General features: G+C 63.8%; 14 protein-coding genes and 2 tRNA genes. 4 read left to right on the top strand and 12 right to left on the bottom strand.

Going from position 1 to position 17,056, the window contains the following annotated elements; all coding sequences use genetic code 11:
- Positions 1-987 carry a cation diffusion facilitator family transporter gene (locus tag AAFG16_RS24080; protein ID WP_283086658.1) on the top strand — a complete coding sequence of 329 codons (987 nt, stop codon included), beginning with the start codon at positions 1-3 and terminating at the stop codon, positions 985-987.
- 152 nt (positions 988-1,139) lie between these two features.
- On the opposite strand, the gene AAFG16_RS24075 is transcribed toward AAFG16_RS24080, so the two are convergent.
- The 9 genes from AAFG16_RS24075 to AAFG16_RS24035 form a co-directional block, all read right to left on the bottom strand.
- Positions 1,140-2,000: a methyltransferase domain-containing protein gene (locus AAFG16_RS24075; RefSeq protein WP_342740769.1), complete on the bottom strand. Its 861-nt coding sequence runs from the start codon at positions 1,998-2,000 to the stop codon at positions 1,140-1,142.
- Between the two features lie 189 nt (positions 2,001-2,189).
- On the bottom strand, positions 2,190-2,381 hold the full coding sequence (locus AAFG16_RS24070) for a hypothetical protein (protein WP_254143339.1): 192 nt from the start codon (positions 2,379-2,381) through the stop codon (positions 2,190-2,192).
- Between the two features lie 252 nt (positions 2,382-2,633).
- Positions 2,634-2,710, bottom strand: a tRNA-Val gene (locus AAFG16_RS24065).
- Between the two features lie 63 nt (positions 2,711-2,773).
- Positions 2,774-3,178 carry a GFA family protein gene (locus tag AAFG16_RS24060; protein WP_342740768.1) on the bottom strand — a complete coding sequence of 135 codons (405 nt, stop codon included), beginning with the start codon at positions 3,176-3,178 and terminating at the stop codon, positions 2,774-2,776.
- A 65-nt stretch (positions 3,179-3,243) separates the two neighbouring features.
- Positions 3,244-5,667: an endopeptidase La gene (gene lon, locus AAFG16_RS24055; RefSeq protein WP_027559513.1), complete on the bottom strand. Its 2,424-nt coding sequence runs from the start codon at positions 5,665-5,667 to the stop codon at positions 3,244-3,246.
- Positions 5,668-5,990: 323 nt separating this feature from the next.
- Positions 5,991-7,262, bottom strand: a complete 1,272-nt coding sequence (gene clpX / locus AAFG16_RS24050; protein ID WP_342740767.1) for an ATP-dependent Clp protease ATP-binding subunit ClpX — start codon at positions 7,260-7,262, stop codon at positions 5,991-5,993.
- Positions 7,263-7,723: 461 nt separating this feature from the next.
- Entirely contained in the window at positions 7,724-8,359 is a 636-nt protein-coding gene (locus tag AAFG16_RS24045) for an ATP-dependent Clp protease proteolytic subunit (RefSeq protein WP_342740766.1), read from the bottom strand.
- A 276-nt stretch (positions 8,360-8,635) separates the two neighbouring features.
- Complete coding sequence (tig, locus tag AAFG16_RS24040) at positions 8,636-9,997, bottom strand: trigger factor (protein WP_342740765.1); 1,362 nt, start codon at positions 9,995-9,997, stop codon at positions 8,636-8,638.
- 174 nt (positions 9,998-10,171) lie between these two features.
- Positions 10,172-10,256, bottom strand: a tRNA-Leu gene (locus AAFG16_RS24035).
- Between the two features lie 153 nt (positions 10,257-10,409).
- On the opposite strand from AAFG16_RS24035, the gene AAFG16_RS24030 reads away from it, so the two are divergent.
- Complete coding sequence (locus AAFG16_RS24030) at positions 10,410-11,735, top strand: multicopper oxidase domain-containing protein (RefSeq protein ID WP_342740764.1); 1,326 nt, start codon at positions 10,410-10,412, stop codon at positions 11,733-11,735.
- Between the two features lie 86 nt (positions 11,736-11,821).
- On the opposite strand, the gene AAFG16_RS24025 is transcribed toward AAFG16_RS24030, so the two are convergent.
- Together AAFG16_RS24025 and AAFG16_RS24020 are read right to left on the bottom strand one after the other, a co-directional pair.
- Complete coding sequence (locus AAFG16_RS24025) at positions 11,822-12,274, bottom strand: GNAT family N-acetyltransferase (protein ID WP_342740763.1); 453 nt, start codon at positions 12,272-12,274, stop codon at positions 11,822-11,824.
- Positions 12,274-13,773, bottom strand: a complete 1,500-nt coding sequence (locus AAFG16_RS24020; RefSeq protein ID WP_342740762.1) for an NAD(P)H-hydrate dehydratase — start codon at positions 13,771-13,773, stop codon at positions 12,274-12,276. Before AAFG16_RS24020 ends, AAFG16_RS24025 begins: the two co-directional genes overlap by 1 nt.
- A 381-nt stretch (positions 13,774-14,154) precedes the next feature.
- Between AAFG16_RS24020 and AAFG16_RS24015 the strand changes: the two genes are divergently transcribed.
- Together AAFG16_RS24015 and glnA are read left to right on the top strand one after the other, a co-directional pair.
- A complete protein-coding gene (locus AAFG16_RS24015; protein WP_007603495.1) occupies positions 14,155-14,493 on the top strand; it encodes a P-II family nitrogen regulator in 339 nt (112 codons plus the stop codon).
- A gap of 150 nt (positions 14,494-14,643) precedes the next feature.
- Positions 14,644-16,053 carry a type I glutamate--ammonia ligase gene (gene glnA / locus AAFG16_RS24010; RefSeq protein ID WP_014494828.1) on the top strand — a complete coding sequence of 470 codons (1,410 nt, stop codon included), beginning with the start codon at positions 14,644-14,646 and terminating at the stop codon, positions 16,051-16,053.
- Positions 16,054-16,330: 277 nt separating this feature from the next.
- Here the strand turns inward: glnA and AAFG16_RS24005 are convergent, their stop codons facing one another.
- Entirely contained in the window at positions 16,331-16,942 is a 612-nt protein-coding gene (locus AAFG16_RS24005; protein ID WP_342740761.1) for an alpha/beta hydrolase, read from the bottom strand.
- Positions 16,943-17,056: the final 114 nt, after the last annotated feature.

Raw genomic sequence — 17,056 nt, 5'->3', positions numbered from 1 at the left:
TTGGGCAGCCACGACCATCATCACGATGATGATCATGCGGGCCATTCGCATAATCATGGTCACGGCCATGACCACGCGCATGGCCATGATCATGGTGCTGCGCATGTTCACGCGCCCGCCAGTTTCGGCAAGGCGTTCGCGATCGGCATTACCCTCAACACCGCGCTGGTCGTGGCCGAGGCGGTCTATGGCTATATCGGCAACTCCACCGCGCTACTCGCGGACGCCGGCCACAACCTGTCCGACGTGCTCGGCCTGGTCGTGGCCTGGGGCGCCTCGGTCGCGGCAAAGCGCGCGCCGAGCGGCCGCTTCACCTACGGCTTGCGCGCCTCCACCATCCTGGCGGCGCTGGCGAACGCGGTATTCCTATTGGTCGCGACCGGCGCGATCGGCTGGGAGGCGATCCTGCGGCTGCGCGAGCCGGAGCCAATCGCGGGCGTCACCGTGATGGTGGTTGCCGGCATCGGCATCCTCGTCAACGGCTTTACCGCCATGCTGTTCGCAAGCGGCCGCAAGGACGACATCAACATCGAAGGCGCCTATCTGCACATGGCGGCCGACGCCGCGGTCTCGCTCGGCGTCGTGGTCTCGGCAGCGCTGATCATCTGGACCGGCTGGCTCTGGCTCGATCCCGTCACCAGCCTCGTGATCTGCGCCACCATCCTCTGGAGCACGACGAGCCTCTTGCGCGGCTCCATCGACATGTCGATGGCGGCCGCGCCGAAGGGCACCGACCTCGCCGCGATCAAGGCATTCCTGCTGGCGCGGCCGGGCGTAACAGGAATCCACGATCTCCACGTCTGGCCGATCTCGACCACCGAGACGGCGCTCACGTGTCACCTCGTCATGCCCGGCGGCTCCGGCGACGCATTCCTGATGGAGACGGCGCAGCAGCTGAAAGCATCGTTCCGCATCGGCCACACCACGCTCCAGGTCGAGACGCATCCCGACAATGGCTGCGCGCTGGCGCCGGACGATGTGGTGTGACGAGGCCAACTATCGCCGGCGTCATGACCGGGCTTGTCCCGGCCATCCACGCACCACCGCGAGTGATGCCAGACGTGGATGCCCGGGCCTTCGCCGCGCCGAAGCGGCTTCGGCCGCGCAGGCGGGACAAGCCCGGGCATGACGACGGAGCCCTACTCCACCTTCGCCGTGACGATCCAGATCGCGCCCTGCAGCGCCACGCTCTGCCCCTTCAGGAACGGCGCGAGTGTCTCCCGGATCGAGGCTTTGGCGGCCTCATAGGTCTCCGGCGGATGCCCTTGCAGCGCGCGGCTGGCGGGGCCGATCTGGAGTGAGCCGTCGACGGCGGCGTCGAGACCGCCGCCGATGGCGATATCCATGGCGAGATTGTGCGGCTCCATCGCGACGTCCGCGAAGCCGGCACCTTTCAGGATGCGCATCACGCGCTCTTCGGAGGCGAAGGCGAACGGGCCCGGCTCCTCCGGCCCGACCGGCGGCATCTTCGGGACGTGTTTGTAGACCGCCATCAGCGGCGCCAACATCCACGGGTTTTCCTTCGGCTCACGCCAGCAGACGAAAGCGAGCCGCCCGGTGGGCTTCAGTGCGCGGCGGAGATTGGAGAAAGACGCGACGGGATCGGCAAAGAACATCACGCCGAAGCGCGAGGCGAGGAGATCAAAGCTCGCCGGCTCGAATGGATGCACCGTCGCATCCGCCAGCACGAAATCCAGCGGCAGGCCCTTTGGCGCCAGCGCCCGCGCCTGCGACAGCATTGGCTCGGAGACGTCGAGGCCGAGCGCAAAGCCATCGGACGCGACGGCCTTCGCGAACGCAAACGTCGTCGCGCCGGAACCGCAGCCAACATCGATCACCCGCTCGCCCGGCTTTGGTTTGGCACGGTCGATCAGGACGTCGGCGATCGGCCCGAGCAGCTTCTCCTGCGCCGCATGGCGGTCCGCCCAGCGCTGCCCGCTCGGGCCGTTCCAATAGGCGATCTGGTCGGCGTTCTCTGCGTGTCCGCTTGGCTGTTCCATGGGTGCCCCTCTGGCAACTCGGTCGAAAGACCCCGATGCCGAAAAGCAATGACGCCGTCAACCGGGGCTGCTCTGTCCACCTGTCGGCGAGACATGCCTCCGTTCGCGCCGCGTTGCACGGCGTCAGAGATCGACGGACGGTGAGAGCACTTACTGCCGAGCTGCGCTACGCCAATGCGCTACGCAAAGTCATTCGGCCGCCAGCGAGGCTCCAGTTCGCTTCGCAAGAACCCGGCGGAAGTCCGTTGCCAGCTCGTCGTAATAGCGGGCAAGCTCCTCATAAAAAGCCTTGCCGGCTTCGTCGCTCGCTTCCTGAGCTGCTTTCATGCAGTGAGCGGCTTTGGCCTCGTACCTTTCCAACTTCGTGCGAAGATCACTCATCACGGCGATACTCCACGCTCATTAGGGGAACTGGAACGGTGGTTCGCGGTGCGATCGAAAAGATGACCGAACGAAGGCAATTTTGGACCCGCCACGGGTCTCTTTCACGGCGCCGGGTGCCTGGCAAAAGCCCGCCTTGGTCCGTTGGGCTCCGGCGCGGTGGCCTTCGCCCGCATCGCGTCAATGACGTTTGAGCTGGCTTGGAGGTCTAAGCCGGCTTACCCAGCCGAAACTCGCGAAGCGAGTGAAGGCTGGTGGGCGGTCACGGATTCGAACCGCGGACCCTCTCGGTGTAAACGAGATGCTCTAACCAGCTGAGCTAACCGCCCCTCGCCGCCTCTTTAGCCTCACAGGCCCCGGACGGGCAAGCGCGGAACTCCATTTCCGGGACCTCAATCCTGCGGCCGTCCCGGCAGCAGCGGCACCGCGTCGATCCAGACCGCCGCCGACTGGCACCAGATCTGCCTCACCGGCCGCAGCGCATCGCGCTGGCGGATGCTGCCCCAGCGGATGCCCCAATCGTCGGCCTGGTCGCCCTCGCCGCTGGTGAACAGGGGGGAACCGCAGTCCGCGCAGAAGTGCTGGAAGCGCATCCGGCCGTTGTCGCCGCGCTTGCCGTAGATTTTTGGCGTGCCGCCGGTGAGCTTGACCTCAGCCTGGGTGCAGATCGCGGTGACCCGGAACGGCGAGCCGGTCAGCGTCTGGCAGTCGGTGCAGTGACACACCGAGACCGCCTCAGGGTCGACTTCGGCCTCAAAGGTGATCTTGCCGCAATGGCATTGTCCGTCGACCTGCATGACCAGTCCTCAAAACAAAAACGGCGCCCGAAGGCGCCGTTTTATCATCTTTTTGAACTGCGTTCTCAGTGAGCGGTCAGGCCGCCGGCCGCTTCATCACCGTCCGGCTTCACCGTCACCTTGGTGTCCTCTTCCCAGACGATCGGCACCGGCTTCTTGACCAGCGCCTTGGCGACGACGTCGTCGAGACGCGAGACCGGGATGATCTCCATGCCACCCTTGATCGCATCGGAAATCTCCGTGAGATCCTTGGCATTGTCCTCGGGGATCAGCACCGTCTTGATGCCGCCGCGGGCCGCAGCCAGCAGCTTCTCCTTCAGGCCGCCGATCGGCAGCACGCGGCCGCGCAGCGTGATCTCGCCGGTCATCGCGACATCGTGGCGGACCGGGATGCCGGTCATGACCGAGATGATCGCGGTGGCCATCGCCACGCCCGCGGACGGGCCGTCCTTCGGCGTCGCGCCCTCCGGCACGTGCACGTGGATGTCACGCCGGTCGAACAGCGGCGGCTCGACGCCGTAGTTGATCGCGCGCGAGCGGACGTAGGACGCCGCCGCCGAGATCGACTCCTTCATCACGTCACGCAGATTGCCCGTGACCGTCATCTTGCCCTTGCCGGGCATCATGACGCCTTCGATGGTCAGCAGCTCGCCGCCGACATCGGTCCAGGCAAGGCCGGTGACGATGCCGACCTGCGGCTCGCTCTCGATCTCGCCGAAGCGGTACTTCGGCACGCCCAGAAGCTCTTCCAGAGTCTTCTCGGTGACCTTGACCGACTTCTTCTTGGAGATCATCAGCTCCTTCACCGCCTTGCGGGCGAGTGTGGAGAGCTCACGCTCCAGGTTACGCACGCCCGCTTCGCGGGTGTAGCGGCGGATCAGAAGCAGCAGCGCGTCGTCGTCGATCGAGAACTCCTTGGAGTCCAGGCCATGCTTGGACACCGCGTTCGGGATCAGATGCTTGCGCGCGATCTCGACCTTCTCGTTCTCGGTGTAACCCGCGATCCGGATGATCTCCATGCGGTCCATCAGCGGCCCGGGAATATTGAGCGTATTCGCGGTCGTGATGAACATCACGTTGGAGAGATCGTAGTCGACCTCGAGATAGTGATCGTTGAAGGTCCCGTTCTGCTCGGGGTCGAGGACCTCGAGCAGAGCCGAGGACGGATCGCCGCGAAAATCGGCGCCCATCTTGTCGATCTCGTCCAACAGGAACAGCGGATTGGACGACTTGGCCTTGCGCATCGACTGGATGATCTTGCCAGGCATCGAGCCGATATAGGTGCGGCGGTGACCGCGGATCTCGGCCTCGTCGCGCACGCCGCCGAGCGAGACGCGCACGAACTCACGTCCGGTCGCCTTCGCGATCGACTTGCCGAGCGAGGTCTTGCCGACGCCGGGAGGCCCGACGAGGCACAGGATCGGTCCGGTCAGCTTGTTGGCGCGCGACTGCACGGCGAGATACTCGACGATGCGCTCCTTGACCTTCTCCAGACCGTAGTGATCGGAATCCAAGATGGCTTGCGCCGCCTCCAGATCCTTCTTCACCTTGGACTTCTTGTTCCACGGGATCGACAGCAGCCAGTCCAGATAGTTGCGCACGACGGTCGCTTCCGCGGACATCGGCGACATCTGGCGCAGCTTCTTCAATTCATGCTGCGCCTTCTCGCGCGCTTCCTTGGAGAGCTTGGTCTTGGAGATCTTCTCTTCGAGATCGGCGAGCTCGTCGCGACCGTCGTCGTCGCCGAGTTCCTTCTGGATCGCCTTCATCTGCTCGTTGAGATAATACTCGCGCTGGGTCTTCTCCATCTGGCGCTTGACGCGCGAGCGGATGCGCTTCTCGACCTGGAGCACCGAGATCTCGCTCTCCATCAGGCCCAGCACCTTCTCGAGGCGCGTGGTGACCGACAGCGTCTCCAGGATGCCCTGGCGGTCCGCGATCTTGACGGCGAGATGCGAGGCAACGGTGTCGGCGAGCTTGGCGAAATCGGTGATCGCCTGCACCACGCCGACGACCTCGGCCGAGATCTTCTTGTTGAGCTTCACATAGCTCTCGAAGTCGGACACGACCGAGCGCGCCAGCGCCTCGGCCTCGACCGACTTCGCATCGGTGTCGGCAAGCGCAACGGCGGTGGCTTCATAGTAGTCGGCGCGATCGGTGTATTTCTGCACGCGCGCACGCTCGAGCCCTTCGACCAGCACCTTCACGGTGCCGTCGGGAAGCTTCAAGAGCTGGAGCACGCTGGCCAGCGTACCGGTCTCGTAGATGGCATCGGGCGCCGGATCATCGTCGGACGCGTTCTTCTGCGTCGCGAGCATGATCAGCGCATCGTTCTTCATCACCTCTTCGAGCGCGCGGATCGACTTCTCGCGACCGACGAACAGCGGAACGATCATGTGCGGGAAGACGACGATATCGCGCAGCGGCAGCACAGGATAAGCGTGCGCCTCGCCATGGACGATGGTTGGCCGGGGTTTTGGATTAGTCATGGCCTTTTCCTTTTGCTTTGCCCCCTTGCACGCAGCCCGCTGTCTTATGCGCAACCGCCACAAGGTGCCGAGGTGATCGGCAGAACCGGTCTACCATTCGCAGGTTGGACCAGGCTTGCCGGATCGGAACAGCGGCGAATCTTGAACGGAATTCTCGCTCGCCGCCGACATTAGGTGGCTATCGACCCGGGGGGTGTCAAGTCATTGAAATACGCGCGCCATCAGGCGCTTACGCACACAGGTAAGCGACGCAACATGGGCTGCGGAGAAGCATTCCGCAGCCCTCAACCGATAAGACGTTTGGAGCGTTCCAACGCCGCAATTTAGGCGCTGGCGTTCTCGACCGCGCGATCGGAGCGATCGGCGTAGATGTAGAGCGGACGGGCCGTGCCTTCCACGACTTCGCGCGAAATCACGACTTCTTCCACACCTTCCAGGCCCGGCAGGTCGAACATGGTCTCGAGCAGGATCGCCTCGAGGATCGAGCGCAGGCCGCGCGCGCCGGTCTTGCGCTCGATCGCCTTGCGGGCAACCGCGCCAAGCGCCTCGTCGGCGAAGGTCAGCTCGATGTTCTCCATCTCGAACAGCCGCTGGTACTGTTTCACCAGCGCGTTCTTCGGCTCGGTCAGGATCCTCTTCAGCGAGGTCTCGTCCAGGTCCTCGAGCGTCGCCACGACGGGCAGACGGCCGACGAATTCGGGGATGAGGCCGTACTTCAGGAGGTCCTCAGGCTCGACGTGACGGAAGATCTCGCCGGTCCGGCGGTCCTCCGGCGCGAGCACCTGGGCACCGAAGCCGATCGAGGTCGACCGGCCGCGCGCCGAGATGATCTTCTCAAGGCCGGCGAACGCGCCGCCGCAGATGAACAGGATGTTGGTGGTATCCACCTGCAGGAATTCCTGCTGCGGATGCTTGCGGCCGCCCTGCGGCGGGACCGAGGCCACCGTGCCTTCCATGATCTTGAGCAGCGCCTGCTGCACGCCCTCACCCGACACGTCACGCGTGATCGAGGGATTGTCGGACTTGCGGCTGATCTTGTCGATTTCGTCGATGTAGACGATGCCGCGCTGGGCGCGCTCGACATTGTAGTCGGCGGCCTGGAGCAGCTTCAGGATGATGTTCTCGACGTCCTCACCGACATAGCCGGCCTCGGTCAGCGTGGTCGCATCCGCCATCGTGAACGGCACGTCCAGGATGCGGGCGAGCGTCTGCGCGAGCAGCGTCTTGCCCGAGCCGGTCGGACCGATCAGCAGGATGTTCGACTTCGCGAGCTCGACGTCGTTGTGCTTGGTCTGGTGGTTGAGGCGCTTGTAGTGATTGTGCACCGCGACCGACAGGACCTTCTTCGCATGGCTCTGGCCGATCACATAATCGTCCAGCACCTTGCAGATTTCCTTCGGCGTCGGAATGCCGTCGCGCGACTTCACGAGCGAGGACTTGTTCTCCTCGCGGATGATGTCCATGCAGAGCTCGACGCACTCGTCGCAGATGAAGACCGTGGGACCCGCGATCAGTTTGCGGACTTCGTGCTGGCTCTTGCCGCAGAACGAGCAATATAGCGTGTTCTTGGAGTCGCTCGTGCCAACCTTACTCATTCATGTCTCCGTCCGCGGTTCGATCGTCTCGCTCGATCGCTCCATCCCGGCACGAATGGCCGGTATGAAGTTCAAATAGAGCAAATTCCGTACCAAAAAAGACCCTATGCGTTACATCCCGTGCGAATCACGGTCACTCGATTCTCCCGCGATCATAGCCGATCATGCATAGCCAACCATGCTGTCACCCGACTATCAAGAATTCGCTAATCGGGGGTCGCCGGCTACCCGTGACAATACCGTGATTTCCGGTCTTGGCACGGGCGAAGTGATGGAAATCACCCCGGCGTTGCTGGATTGCCACGAAAAACAAGCACGAAAGCGGAACTTTGTGCCCATCGCAGCGCGCAAACGGCGCTTTGTGCGACGCGCACAGACGTCCTTACCGTCAACACCGCCTTGACGGTGCCGCGCGATCCCCAGGGTATCCACCGGTGGATCGCCGCCAGAGCCCAGTAGTGTTACGGGACCTTGGCCGGCGCCGGCTCCTCGGCGCGCTTGTCGATGACCTTGTCGACGAGGCCGAACTCCTTGGCGTCGGTCGCGGTCAGGAACTTGTCGCGCTCCAGCGCGTCCTCGATCGACTTGTAGGTCTGGCCGGTGTGCTTCACGTAGATCTCGTTGAGCCGCTTCTTCAGGTTCAGGATCTCCTGGGCGTGCAGCATGATGTCGGTGGCCTGCCCCTGGAAGCCGCCAGAGGGCTGATGCACCATGATGCGCGCGTTCGGCAGCGAGAAGCGCATGTCCTTCTCGCCGGCGGCGAGCAGCAGCGAGCCCATCGAGGCCGCCTGGCCGGTGCAGAGCGTGGAGACCGGCGGGCGGATGAACTGCATGGTGTCGTAGATCGCAAGGCCCGACGTCACCACGCCGCCCGGCGAGTTGATGTACATCGAGATTTCCTTCTTCGGATTTTCCGCCTCGAGGAACAACAGCTGCGCGACGATCAGCGTCGACATGCCGTCCTCGACCGGACCGGTCACGAAGATGATGCGCTCCTTCAGAAGGCGCGAGAAAATGTCGTAGGCGCGCTCGCCACGGTTGGTCTGCTCGACCACCATGGGCACGAGGTTCATGTAGGTTTCAACCGGATCGCGCATGAGTCACCTAGGGGTTTTGAGAGGCGGACATCGCCAGTCTTGGCTGCCAGTTTTGGCTGGATGTGCCGGAAGGCCGATGGACGTCCCGTGATGCAGGAACTTTCGTAGAAGAGCTAGCGACAGATATAGCCCAATTCGTGCCAGACAAGTCCTGAACGAATTAAGGCTTAATCGATCAGGGAGTTGAAGCTGATTCGCGCAAAGAGGCCCAGCAGGCCATCTGGCTAGCTGGGCCCCTTCGCCGATCATCCTTAATAGAAGGCTGTTTCAAAGCTTTCAGGCGGCGGTCTTTTCCGCCTCGTCGTCCTTGTAGAGGTCCTCGCGCGAGACCTTCTTCTCGGTCACGTTGGCGAGCTCGAGGATGAAGTCGACGACCTTGTCCTCGTAGATCGGCGCACGAAGCTGGGCCAAGGCCTGGGCGTTGTTGCGGTAGAAGTCCCAGACTTCCTTTTCGCGGCCCGGCATCTGGCGGGCACGCTCGATCACGGCGCGGCCGACCTCGTCGTCGGTCACGGTGATCTTGTTCTTCTCGCCGATCTCGGAGAGCACGAGGCCGAGGCGCACGCGGCGGTCGGCGATCTTGTGGTACTCTTCCTTCGCCTTCTCCTCAGTGGTGTCCTCGTCGGCAAACGTCTTGCCGGCGGAGTCCATCTCGGCCTTGACCGAGTTCCACATCAGATTGAACTCCTCCTCGACGAGCGAGGGGGGAGCCTCGAAGCGATGCGCCTCGTCGAGGCGATCGAGCAGCGCGCGCTTGACGCGCTGGCGCGTCGCGGTCGCGAATTCGGCAGCCAGACGCTCGCGCGCGGCTTCCTTCAGCTTGTCGAGCGATTCAAGGCCGAGCGTCTTGGCGAACTCGTCGTCGATCGCGAGATCCTGCGGCGACTCGATCAGGGTCGCGGTGGTCTCGAACTCGGCCGGCTGGCCGGCGAGCTTGTCGTTCATGTAGTTCTTCGGGAACGACACCTTCAGCGTGCGGGTCTCATTGGCACCGATGCCGATGAGCTGCTCCTCGAAGCCGGGGATGAAGGTGTTGGAGCCGATCAGGACCTGGATGCCCTCGCCGGTGCCGCCCTCGAAGGCTTCGCCGTTGATGGTGCCCTTGAAGTTGATGGTGACGCGGTCGCCCGAGGCGGCCTTGGCGCCCTCGCCCTTGGCGACATAGGTGCGGTTGGAATCGGCGATGCGCTTGATCGCCTCGGCGACGTCGGTATCGGAGACCTCGGCGACAGGCTTCTCGACCTGGAAGCTCTTGAAGTCGGCGAGCGCGATCGACGGCACCACCTCGATCGCGACCGTGTAGGTCAGATCGGTCTTGCCGTTCAGCAGCTCCTCGACCTCGGCCTGTTCGGTCGGCATGGTGATCTTCGGCTCGGTCGCAAGGCGGAAGCCGCGCTCGGAGAACAGCTGCGTGTTGGTGTCGCGGATGGTCTGGTCGATGGTCTCGGCCATCACCGAACGGCCATAGACCTTCTTCAGGTGCGTGACCGGCACCTTGCCGGGACGGAAGCCGTTGATGCGGACCTTGTCCTTGAGATCGACGAGTTTGGCGCCGGCCTTGGCGTCGAGATCAGACGCGGGAACGCTGATCTTGAACTCGTGCTTCAAACCTTCCGAGAGGGTTTCTGTGACCTGCATGGCGTCCAATCTTCTTTTCGCTCGGTCCCGGCACATTGCGCGTCGGGACGCTGTCATTAATCGATCCGGCGCAAGGCTAATGCCCCAACGCCGGTGGTTCATCGGACCGGCCTCAGGCGGACAAACGTCCACGAGAAGCAGGTCCTCGTAATCCGTGCAAACGCGAGAAGCGCTTGGTGCGGGCGGAGGGACTCGAACCCCCACAACTTTCGTCACTGGAACCTAAATCCAGCGCGTCTACCAGTTCCGCCACGCCCGCGTGAATTTGCATCAAGACCGGCCGCGATGCCGCGGGCGGCCGGGCTTATAGCATGTGCCTGACTGTTCGCAGCAAAAAAATGGCCTGATGGAGGCAAGCTTTACGTAGGCACGATGGCTGGACTTATCCAGCGCGGCATGGTCCGGATCGAGCATGAAAACGCGGATATCTGCCCCTGATCGGCGCGACGTTTTGGCCGGGCTTGGCGCCTCCATCAGCGCCTCCCTTGGCGCCTCGGCTGGGTTGATCGCGGGCGGCGCGGCCCCGCTCATGACCGCCCAGCTCGCCCTTCAGGCCAGGGCAGCAACGCTGGCGCTCAGGCCGGGACAGCCGCCTATACCAATCTGGGAGCTGACCGCCGTAAGCCATCTTGGGGACGTGCGTCTCAAGCGTTTCGACAACTGCCAGGTGGTGTTCCGGAACGACCTGCCCGTGCCGCTTGCGCCAGTCTGGTCCGGCCTCAATGCCCCGGCGGCGGCCGATCCGCTCCGGGGCCGCGCGCCGGCAGCCCCGGAAACGACGGAAACGTCAGTTATTTCAATACCTAATGCAGGAACCCTGCTGGCCGACTTTCGGCTCTTCGAGGATGCCCAGAAGCAGCCCGCGCGGCCGCTTCCGATCATCGCCGCCGAGTCGAGCCGGGTCGCCGTCGATCGTGACGTGGTCCTCCTGATCGAGGAATGGCGCCTGCGGCCGGACGGGACCGCGCTTCCGCCGGGCCGAGAGGCGGACGGCACGACGCCCCTCTATACGATCAATGGAACGACTTCATTCGAACTCTCAGCCGCGGCCAATGAGCGGCTGCGGCTGCGCTTTATCAACGGCTCACAACGTTCCGTTCTGGCGATCAAATTGGAAAGCCATGAGGTTCGGGTCATGGCCCTGGACGGGCAGCCGGCCGAGCCATTTCCAGCGCGCAACGGCGCCCTGGTGCTGGCCCCCGGTGCACGTGCCGACGCGTTTGTGGATACGGCCACATCGGCCGCGTTCCTGCTGCATGACGGCAAAGAGGCACATCAGGTGGGCCACCTCAAGATTTCAGGCGAACTGGACCGGCGAGCGCCGCTGTTGCCGGCACAGCCCCTCCCGTCGAACGATCTCCCCGAGAAGCTCGACCTGAAGGGCGCCCCGCGGTTCGATGTCGCGCTCGGCGCGTCCGAAGCCGGCTGGATAAAGCCTGCAAACTTCTCCACCGCCTCGGCCCCCGCCTTCCGCGCCAAGACCGGCCGCACCGTCGTGCTGGCCCTGAAGAATCCCGCCCCTCTCACCACCGTCTTCCACCTGCACGGCCATCCCTTCCGCCTGCTCGACAAGCTCGACGACGGCTGGAAGCCTTACTGGCTCGACACGCTCGCGATCGAGCCCGGCCAGATCCAGCGCATTGCCTTCGCGGCGACCTCCCCCGGACGATGGCTGCTCGAATCCGTCGCGACCGACTGGGCCGCGCCGCGCCTGGTGCGCTGGTACGCGGTGGAGTGAGACCTCGTAGGATGGGTAGAGCGAAGCGAAGCCCGTCGAGATCGCGCAAGGCCTGAGATGATGGGTTTCGCTGCGCTCTACCCATCCTACCCGGCTTGTCGGCCGGGCCGCGTCCAGAGGTACCGGGCGTCGGGCTCCTTCTCCTCGTTCCGCGCGGCCTCAGTTTCCTCGACCAGCCTGAATCCGCGCGCCTCATAGAAACGCCGCGCCGGCGCGTTGCGCTGAAAGGTCCAGAGCTGCAAGCGTTCGCAGGCGCCTTTGGCGACGACGAGGAGTTCGGTGCCGACGCCGCGGCCCTGGACCGCGGGAACCACGTAGAGCTGCTCGATCCAACCGTCGCTGAAGGCGATGATCCCGATCAGCGCGTCATCGTCGAAGCGGCCCCAGATCTGGCATGTCGGAAAAACGCGCTCGCGGTAGAACCAGCGATCCTCGTCCGGCGTGTGCAGGCCTGCGAGCCACGGCATCGCCCGGTCGAACGCGATCCGATGAACCTGCGCCGCGGCGCCCATGTCGGTGAGCGCAAGTTGCCTGAGCACTAGTACTCGATCCCCAGCGCATCATAGATCCGCCGGTGCACGGCCGGCAGCGTCTCGGTTAGATCCTCAGCGATCAGGCCGGGCCCCGCCTCGCTGGCCGCCTCGCCATGCATCCAGACGCCGATGCTGGCGGCTTCAAAGGCCGGCACGCCCTGCGCCAGGAGACCAGCGATGATGCCGGCGAGCACGTCGCCGGCGCCGGCGGTCGCAAGCCAAGGCGGCGCGTTGGCGGCGATGGTGGCGCGGCCGTCGGGGGCGGCAATTGTGGTGTCAGGGCCCTTCAGGAGCACGACTGCGCCGGAGCGCTCGGCGGCGGCGCGCACGCGCTCGAGCTTGGAGCGGCCCGGATGCTTGTTGCTGAGATCGGAGAACAGGCGCGGAAACTCGCCCTCGTGCGGCGTCAGCACAACCGCACTGTCCTGCGAGGACTTTATCGACTCAAACAGGCGCTCGGGATTTGCCGCAAAGCTGGTCAGCGCGTCCGCGTCCAGGACGAGATGCCGTTGCGCATCAAGCGCCGTGTGGACCATGTCGCAGGTGCGTTCGCCGATGCCCGCGCCAGGACCGATCATGCAGGTGTTGTAGCGCTGGTCGCCGAGCAGTTCGCCGAACTCGATCGCGGTGTCGACGGGGCGGACCATCACCGCCGTCAGCGCGGCAGCATTGATCGCGAGCGCGTCGCGCGGCGTTGCCAGTGTCACCAGGCCCGCACCGGCGCGCAGCGCCCCACGCGCGGCGAGCCGTGCGGCGCCCGTTGCGGCCGCATCGCCCGAGACCGCCAGCACATGGCCGCGTGCGTATTTGTGGCCGTCGATGCGCGGCACCGGAAAGGCTGCGCCCCAGACGTCCGGATCGTTCTCGAAGAGTTGCGGCCTGATCTCGTCCAGCACCGGCGCCTCGATGCCGATGTCGGCGACGCGCACGCGGCCGCAATGCATCCGGCCGGGCAGCAACAGATGCGCCGGCTTCTTGCGGAAGAAGGTGACGGTCTCGGTGGCGTTGACCGCCACGCCGAGCACGGCGGCGCTGGTGCCGTTGATGCCGCTCGGCAGATCGACGGCGAGCACCGGGGCGCCGTTGGCGTTGATCGCCTCGATCATCTCGCGCGCCTCGCCCTCGACGGGCCGGCTGAGGCCGGCGCCAAACAGCGCATCGATGATCAGCGCGGGTCGTCCGATCGCCTGCGGATTGAACGGCAGCACCGGATGCTTCCAGCCGCGCGCAGCGGACGCCGCATCGCCCTGGAGCTGGTCGCGCTCACACATCAGGATCACCGAGACCTCGCGGCCCTGCGCGGCGAGCTCGGCGGCTGCGACAAATCCGTCACCGCCATTGTTGCCGGGGCCGGCCACGATCAGGATCGGCCCCTCCTCCACCAGCGCATTGGCGGCCTCGGCGACCGCCTGCCCCGCGCTCAGCATCAGCTTGAAGCCGGGCGTGCCTGCGGCGATGCTGAGCTGGTCAGCGCGCTGCATTTCGGCGTTGGTCAGTATCTCCATGCCACTTCCCTGGTACAAACGCCTCTTGAACAGGCATCTTCCGTGCCGATCCGCCACCGGGAACACTTGACTGCACACATATTGAACCGTTTGCCTATTTCGTAGTCTGCGGTATTTTGGGCCGGTCGGCGCCACCTATCAGAGATGCTCGTTAAAAGGCTGATAACGCTCCAATAATCAGGGCATTTGCAACTTGGCATAGACCCTGCTTTCGAGGAAGCCGCTTCGGTTAGTCGTGCTCACTGGCATCTATCAGGGTGTGGCCGGCCGTTGTTGCCGGACTGGTCAGGGATTCCGGCATAGCGAAGACACGATCGTGCGTGAGAAAAGCGCATCCTGACGAAGACGTTGCTATTTGATCGAAAGGCCGGGAGGCGCGCAGTGAAGAAAATCGAAGCCATCATCAAGCCATTCAAGCTCGACGAGGTGAAGGAAGCGCTTCAGGAAGTCGGCCTTCAAGGCATCACCGTCACCGAGGCCAAGGGCTTCGGCCGGCAGAAGGGGCATGCCGAGCTCTACCGCGGCGCAGAATACATCGTCGACTTCCTGCCCAAGGTGAAGATCGAGATCGTGATCGGCGACGACCTGGTCGAGCGCGCGATCGACGCGATCCGCCGCGCCGCGCAGACCGGCCGCATCGGCGACGGCAAGATCTTCGTCTCCAACATCGAAGAGGCGATCCGCATCCGGACCGGCGAATCCGGGCTGGACGCTATCTGAGCCGGGTGCTATCCCGAATTTTGCGACACTCTGAAAGAAAAAAGGCTGCTTCGGCGGCCTGATTTCGTTTGTGCGGTTGCTCGAACTCGCCGAAAGCGAGAACAAATCTGCTCACCTGGAAACCGACCCGCAGAGCCAAAAGGGGTATGCATGAAGACCGCCAAAGACGTCCTGAAATCGATCAAGGACAACGACGTCAAATACGTCGACCTGCGCTTCACCGATCCGCGCGGCAAGTGGCAGCATGTGACGTTCGACGTCAGCATGATCGACGAGGACATTTTCGCCGAAGGGACGATGTTCGACGGATCCTCGATCGCCGGCTGGAAGGCGATCAACGAATCCGACATGTGCCTGATGCCCGATCCGGTGACCGCGACGATCGATCCGTTCTTCGCCGAGACCACGATGGTCATCACCTGCGACGTGCTCGAGCCGACCACCGGCGAGCCCTACAACCGCGACCCCCGCGGCATCGCCAAGAAGGCGGAAGCCATGGTGAAGTCGATGGGCGTGGGCGATAGCGTATTCGTCGGCCCGGAAGCCGAGTTCTTCGTGTTCGACGACGTGCGCTTCTCCTCCTCCCCCTACAACACCGGTTTCCGCCTCGACTCCTCGGAGCTGCCGACCAACACCGACACAGAATATGAGGGCGGCAACCTCGGCCACCGCATCCGCACCAAGGCCGGCTACTTCCCGGTGCCGCCGCAGGACTCCGTGCAGGACATGCGCTCGGAAATGCTCGGTGCCATGGCCAAGATGGGCGTCAAGGTCGAGAAGCATCACCACGAGGTCGCTTCCGCCCAGCACGAGCTCGGCATGAAGTTCGACACGCTGACGCTGATGGCCGACCACCTGCAGATCTACAAGTACTGCATCCACCAGGTCGCGCATATCTACGGCAAGACCGCCACCTTCATGCCGAAGCCGGTCTATGGCGACAACGGCTCGGGCATGCACGTGCACCAGTCGATCTGGAAGGACGGCAAGCCGGTGTTCGCCGGCAACAAGTACGCCGACCTGTCGGAGACCTGCCTCCACTACATCGGCGGCATCATCAAGCACGCCAAGGCGATCAACGCCTTCACCAACCCGTCGACCAACTCCTACAAGCGTCTGGTCCCGGGCTATGAGGCCCCGGTGCTGCTGGCCTATTCCGCACGCAACCGCTCGGCCTCCTGCCGCATCCCCTACACCGCTTCGCCGAAGGCCAAGCGTGTCGAGGTGCGCTTCCCCGATCCGCTTGCCAATCCCTATCTCGGCTTCGCCGCGATGCTGATGGCCGGCCTCGACGGCATCAAGAACAAGATCGATCCGGGTCCGGCGATGGACAAGGACCTCTACGACCTGCCGAAGGAAGAGCTGAAGCAGATCCCGACCGTCTGCGGCTCGCTCCGCGAGGCGCTGGAAAACCTCGACAAGGACCGCGGCTTCCTCAAGAACGGCGGCGTGTTCGACGACGACTTCATCGACGCTTACATCGAGCTGAAGATGACCGAAGTCGAGCGCTTCGAGATGACCCCGCACCCGGTCGAGTTCGACATGTACTATTCGGGCTGAGCGGCTCGATATCCCGACACGCGAAAGGCGCCCCTTTGGGCGCCTTTTGTTTTGAACGATCGAAACTCAACTTTCGTTCTGCATCTGACTCCACTTCGTTCTCAAAGAACGAATCAGAATCGCGAAAAGCGGCACACACCAATTCCTGCCAATTGGTTTATTCAATCCGAGATGGACGATGGAGCAGCAACTCGGGATCGGTAGAGCGCTGGCGAAACCCGTCGCCTCAAGGCTCGCGACAACGATGGGTTTCGCTGCCCTCTACCCATCCGACTTGCTAAAGCAGCGGCCTCAGCCATTCTCGCGCCAGACGAATATCATCTTCCGTGATCGAATGACCTGTTCGGAGCTGGTGGTGCGTCGCCTCTGCGCCCATGTGAGCCAGACGTCTTGCCAAGCGGGCGCCATCGCCAGGCGATCGCCGCTCGTCGTGATGGCCGTCGATGATGAGGACTGGTGTCCGCGGAAGGCGCGTGGCTGGATCGGTGGCGAATGGCGACAGCGGCCTGAGAAGAACTGCAGCGGAGAGACACTGGGGGTAGAGCATGAGCAGTGCAGCCGCCATGATTGCACCGTTCGAAAAACCAATGGCAATCGGAGGTTTCGGGAAGCGATAGTCTAGGCCGATTTGAGCCACGTCGTCGGCGAGCCGACCGGCCCGGGCTACGAGATCGCGTTCATCGATCGAGCGATCCTCAAACCGACGAAAGAATGCAAAGCCACCTTCCCAAGGGACGGCGCCTCGAACCGCGACCGCCATCGCGGATGGCGCAAGTTGGCTGGCGAGCGGCACCATGTCCCGCTCGGTCCCGCCAGAGCCATGAAGCATCAGCAGCGGGGTGTGATCCGGCCCTGCCCCCTTCAGGAGATAGTGATCATGTGAGGGCATTCACTGCTCCCGCCTGCACCTATTTGCGCAGCCCAAGTGCCGCGAAACGACATCTATCCGTCGAATGTAACGGTTTCGTAGGATGGTTGAGCCCTTGCGAAACCATCGCCTCAA

The organism is Bradyrhizobium sp. B117 (assembly GCF_038969555.1).
GTDB lineage: Bacteria > Pseudomonadota > Alphaproteobacteria > Rhizobiales > Xanthobacteraceae > Bradyrhizobium.
The sequence above is the reverse complement of the archived record's forward strand: the minus strand, read 5'-3'. Positions and strand labels throughout refer to the sequence as shown.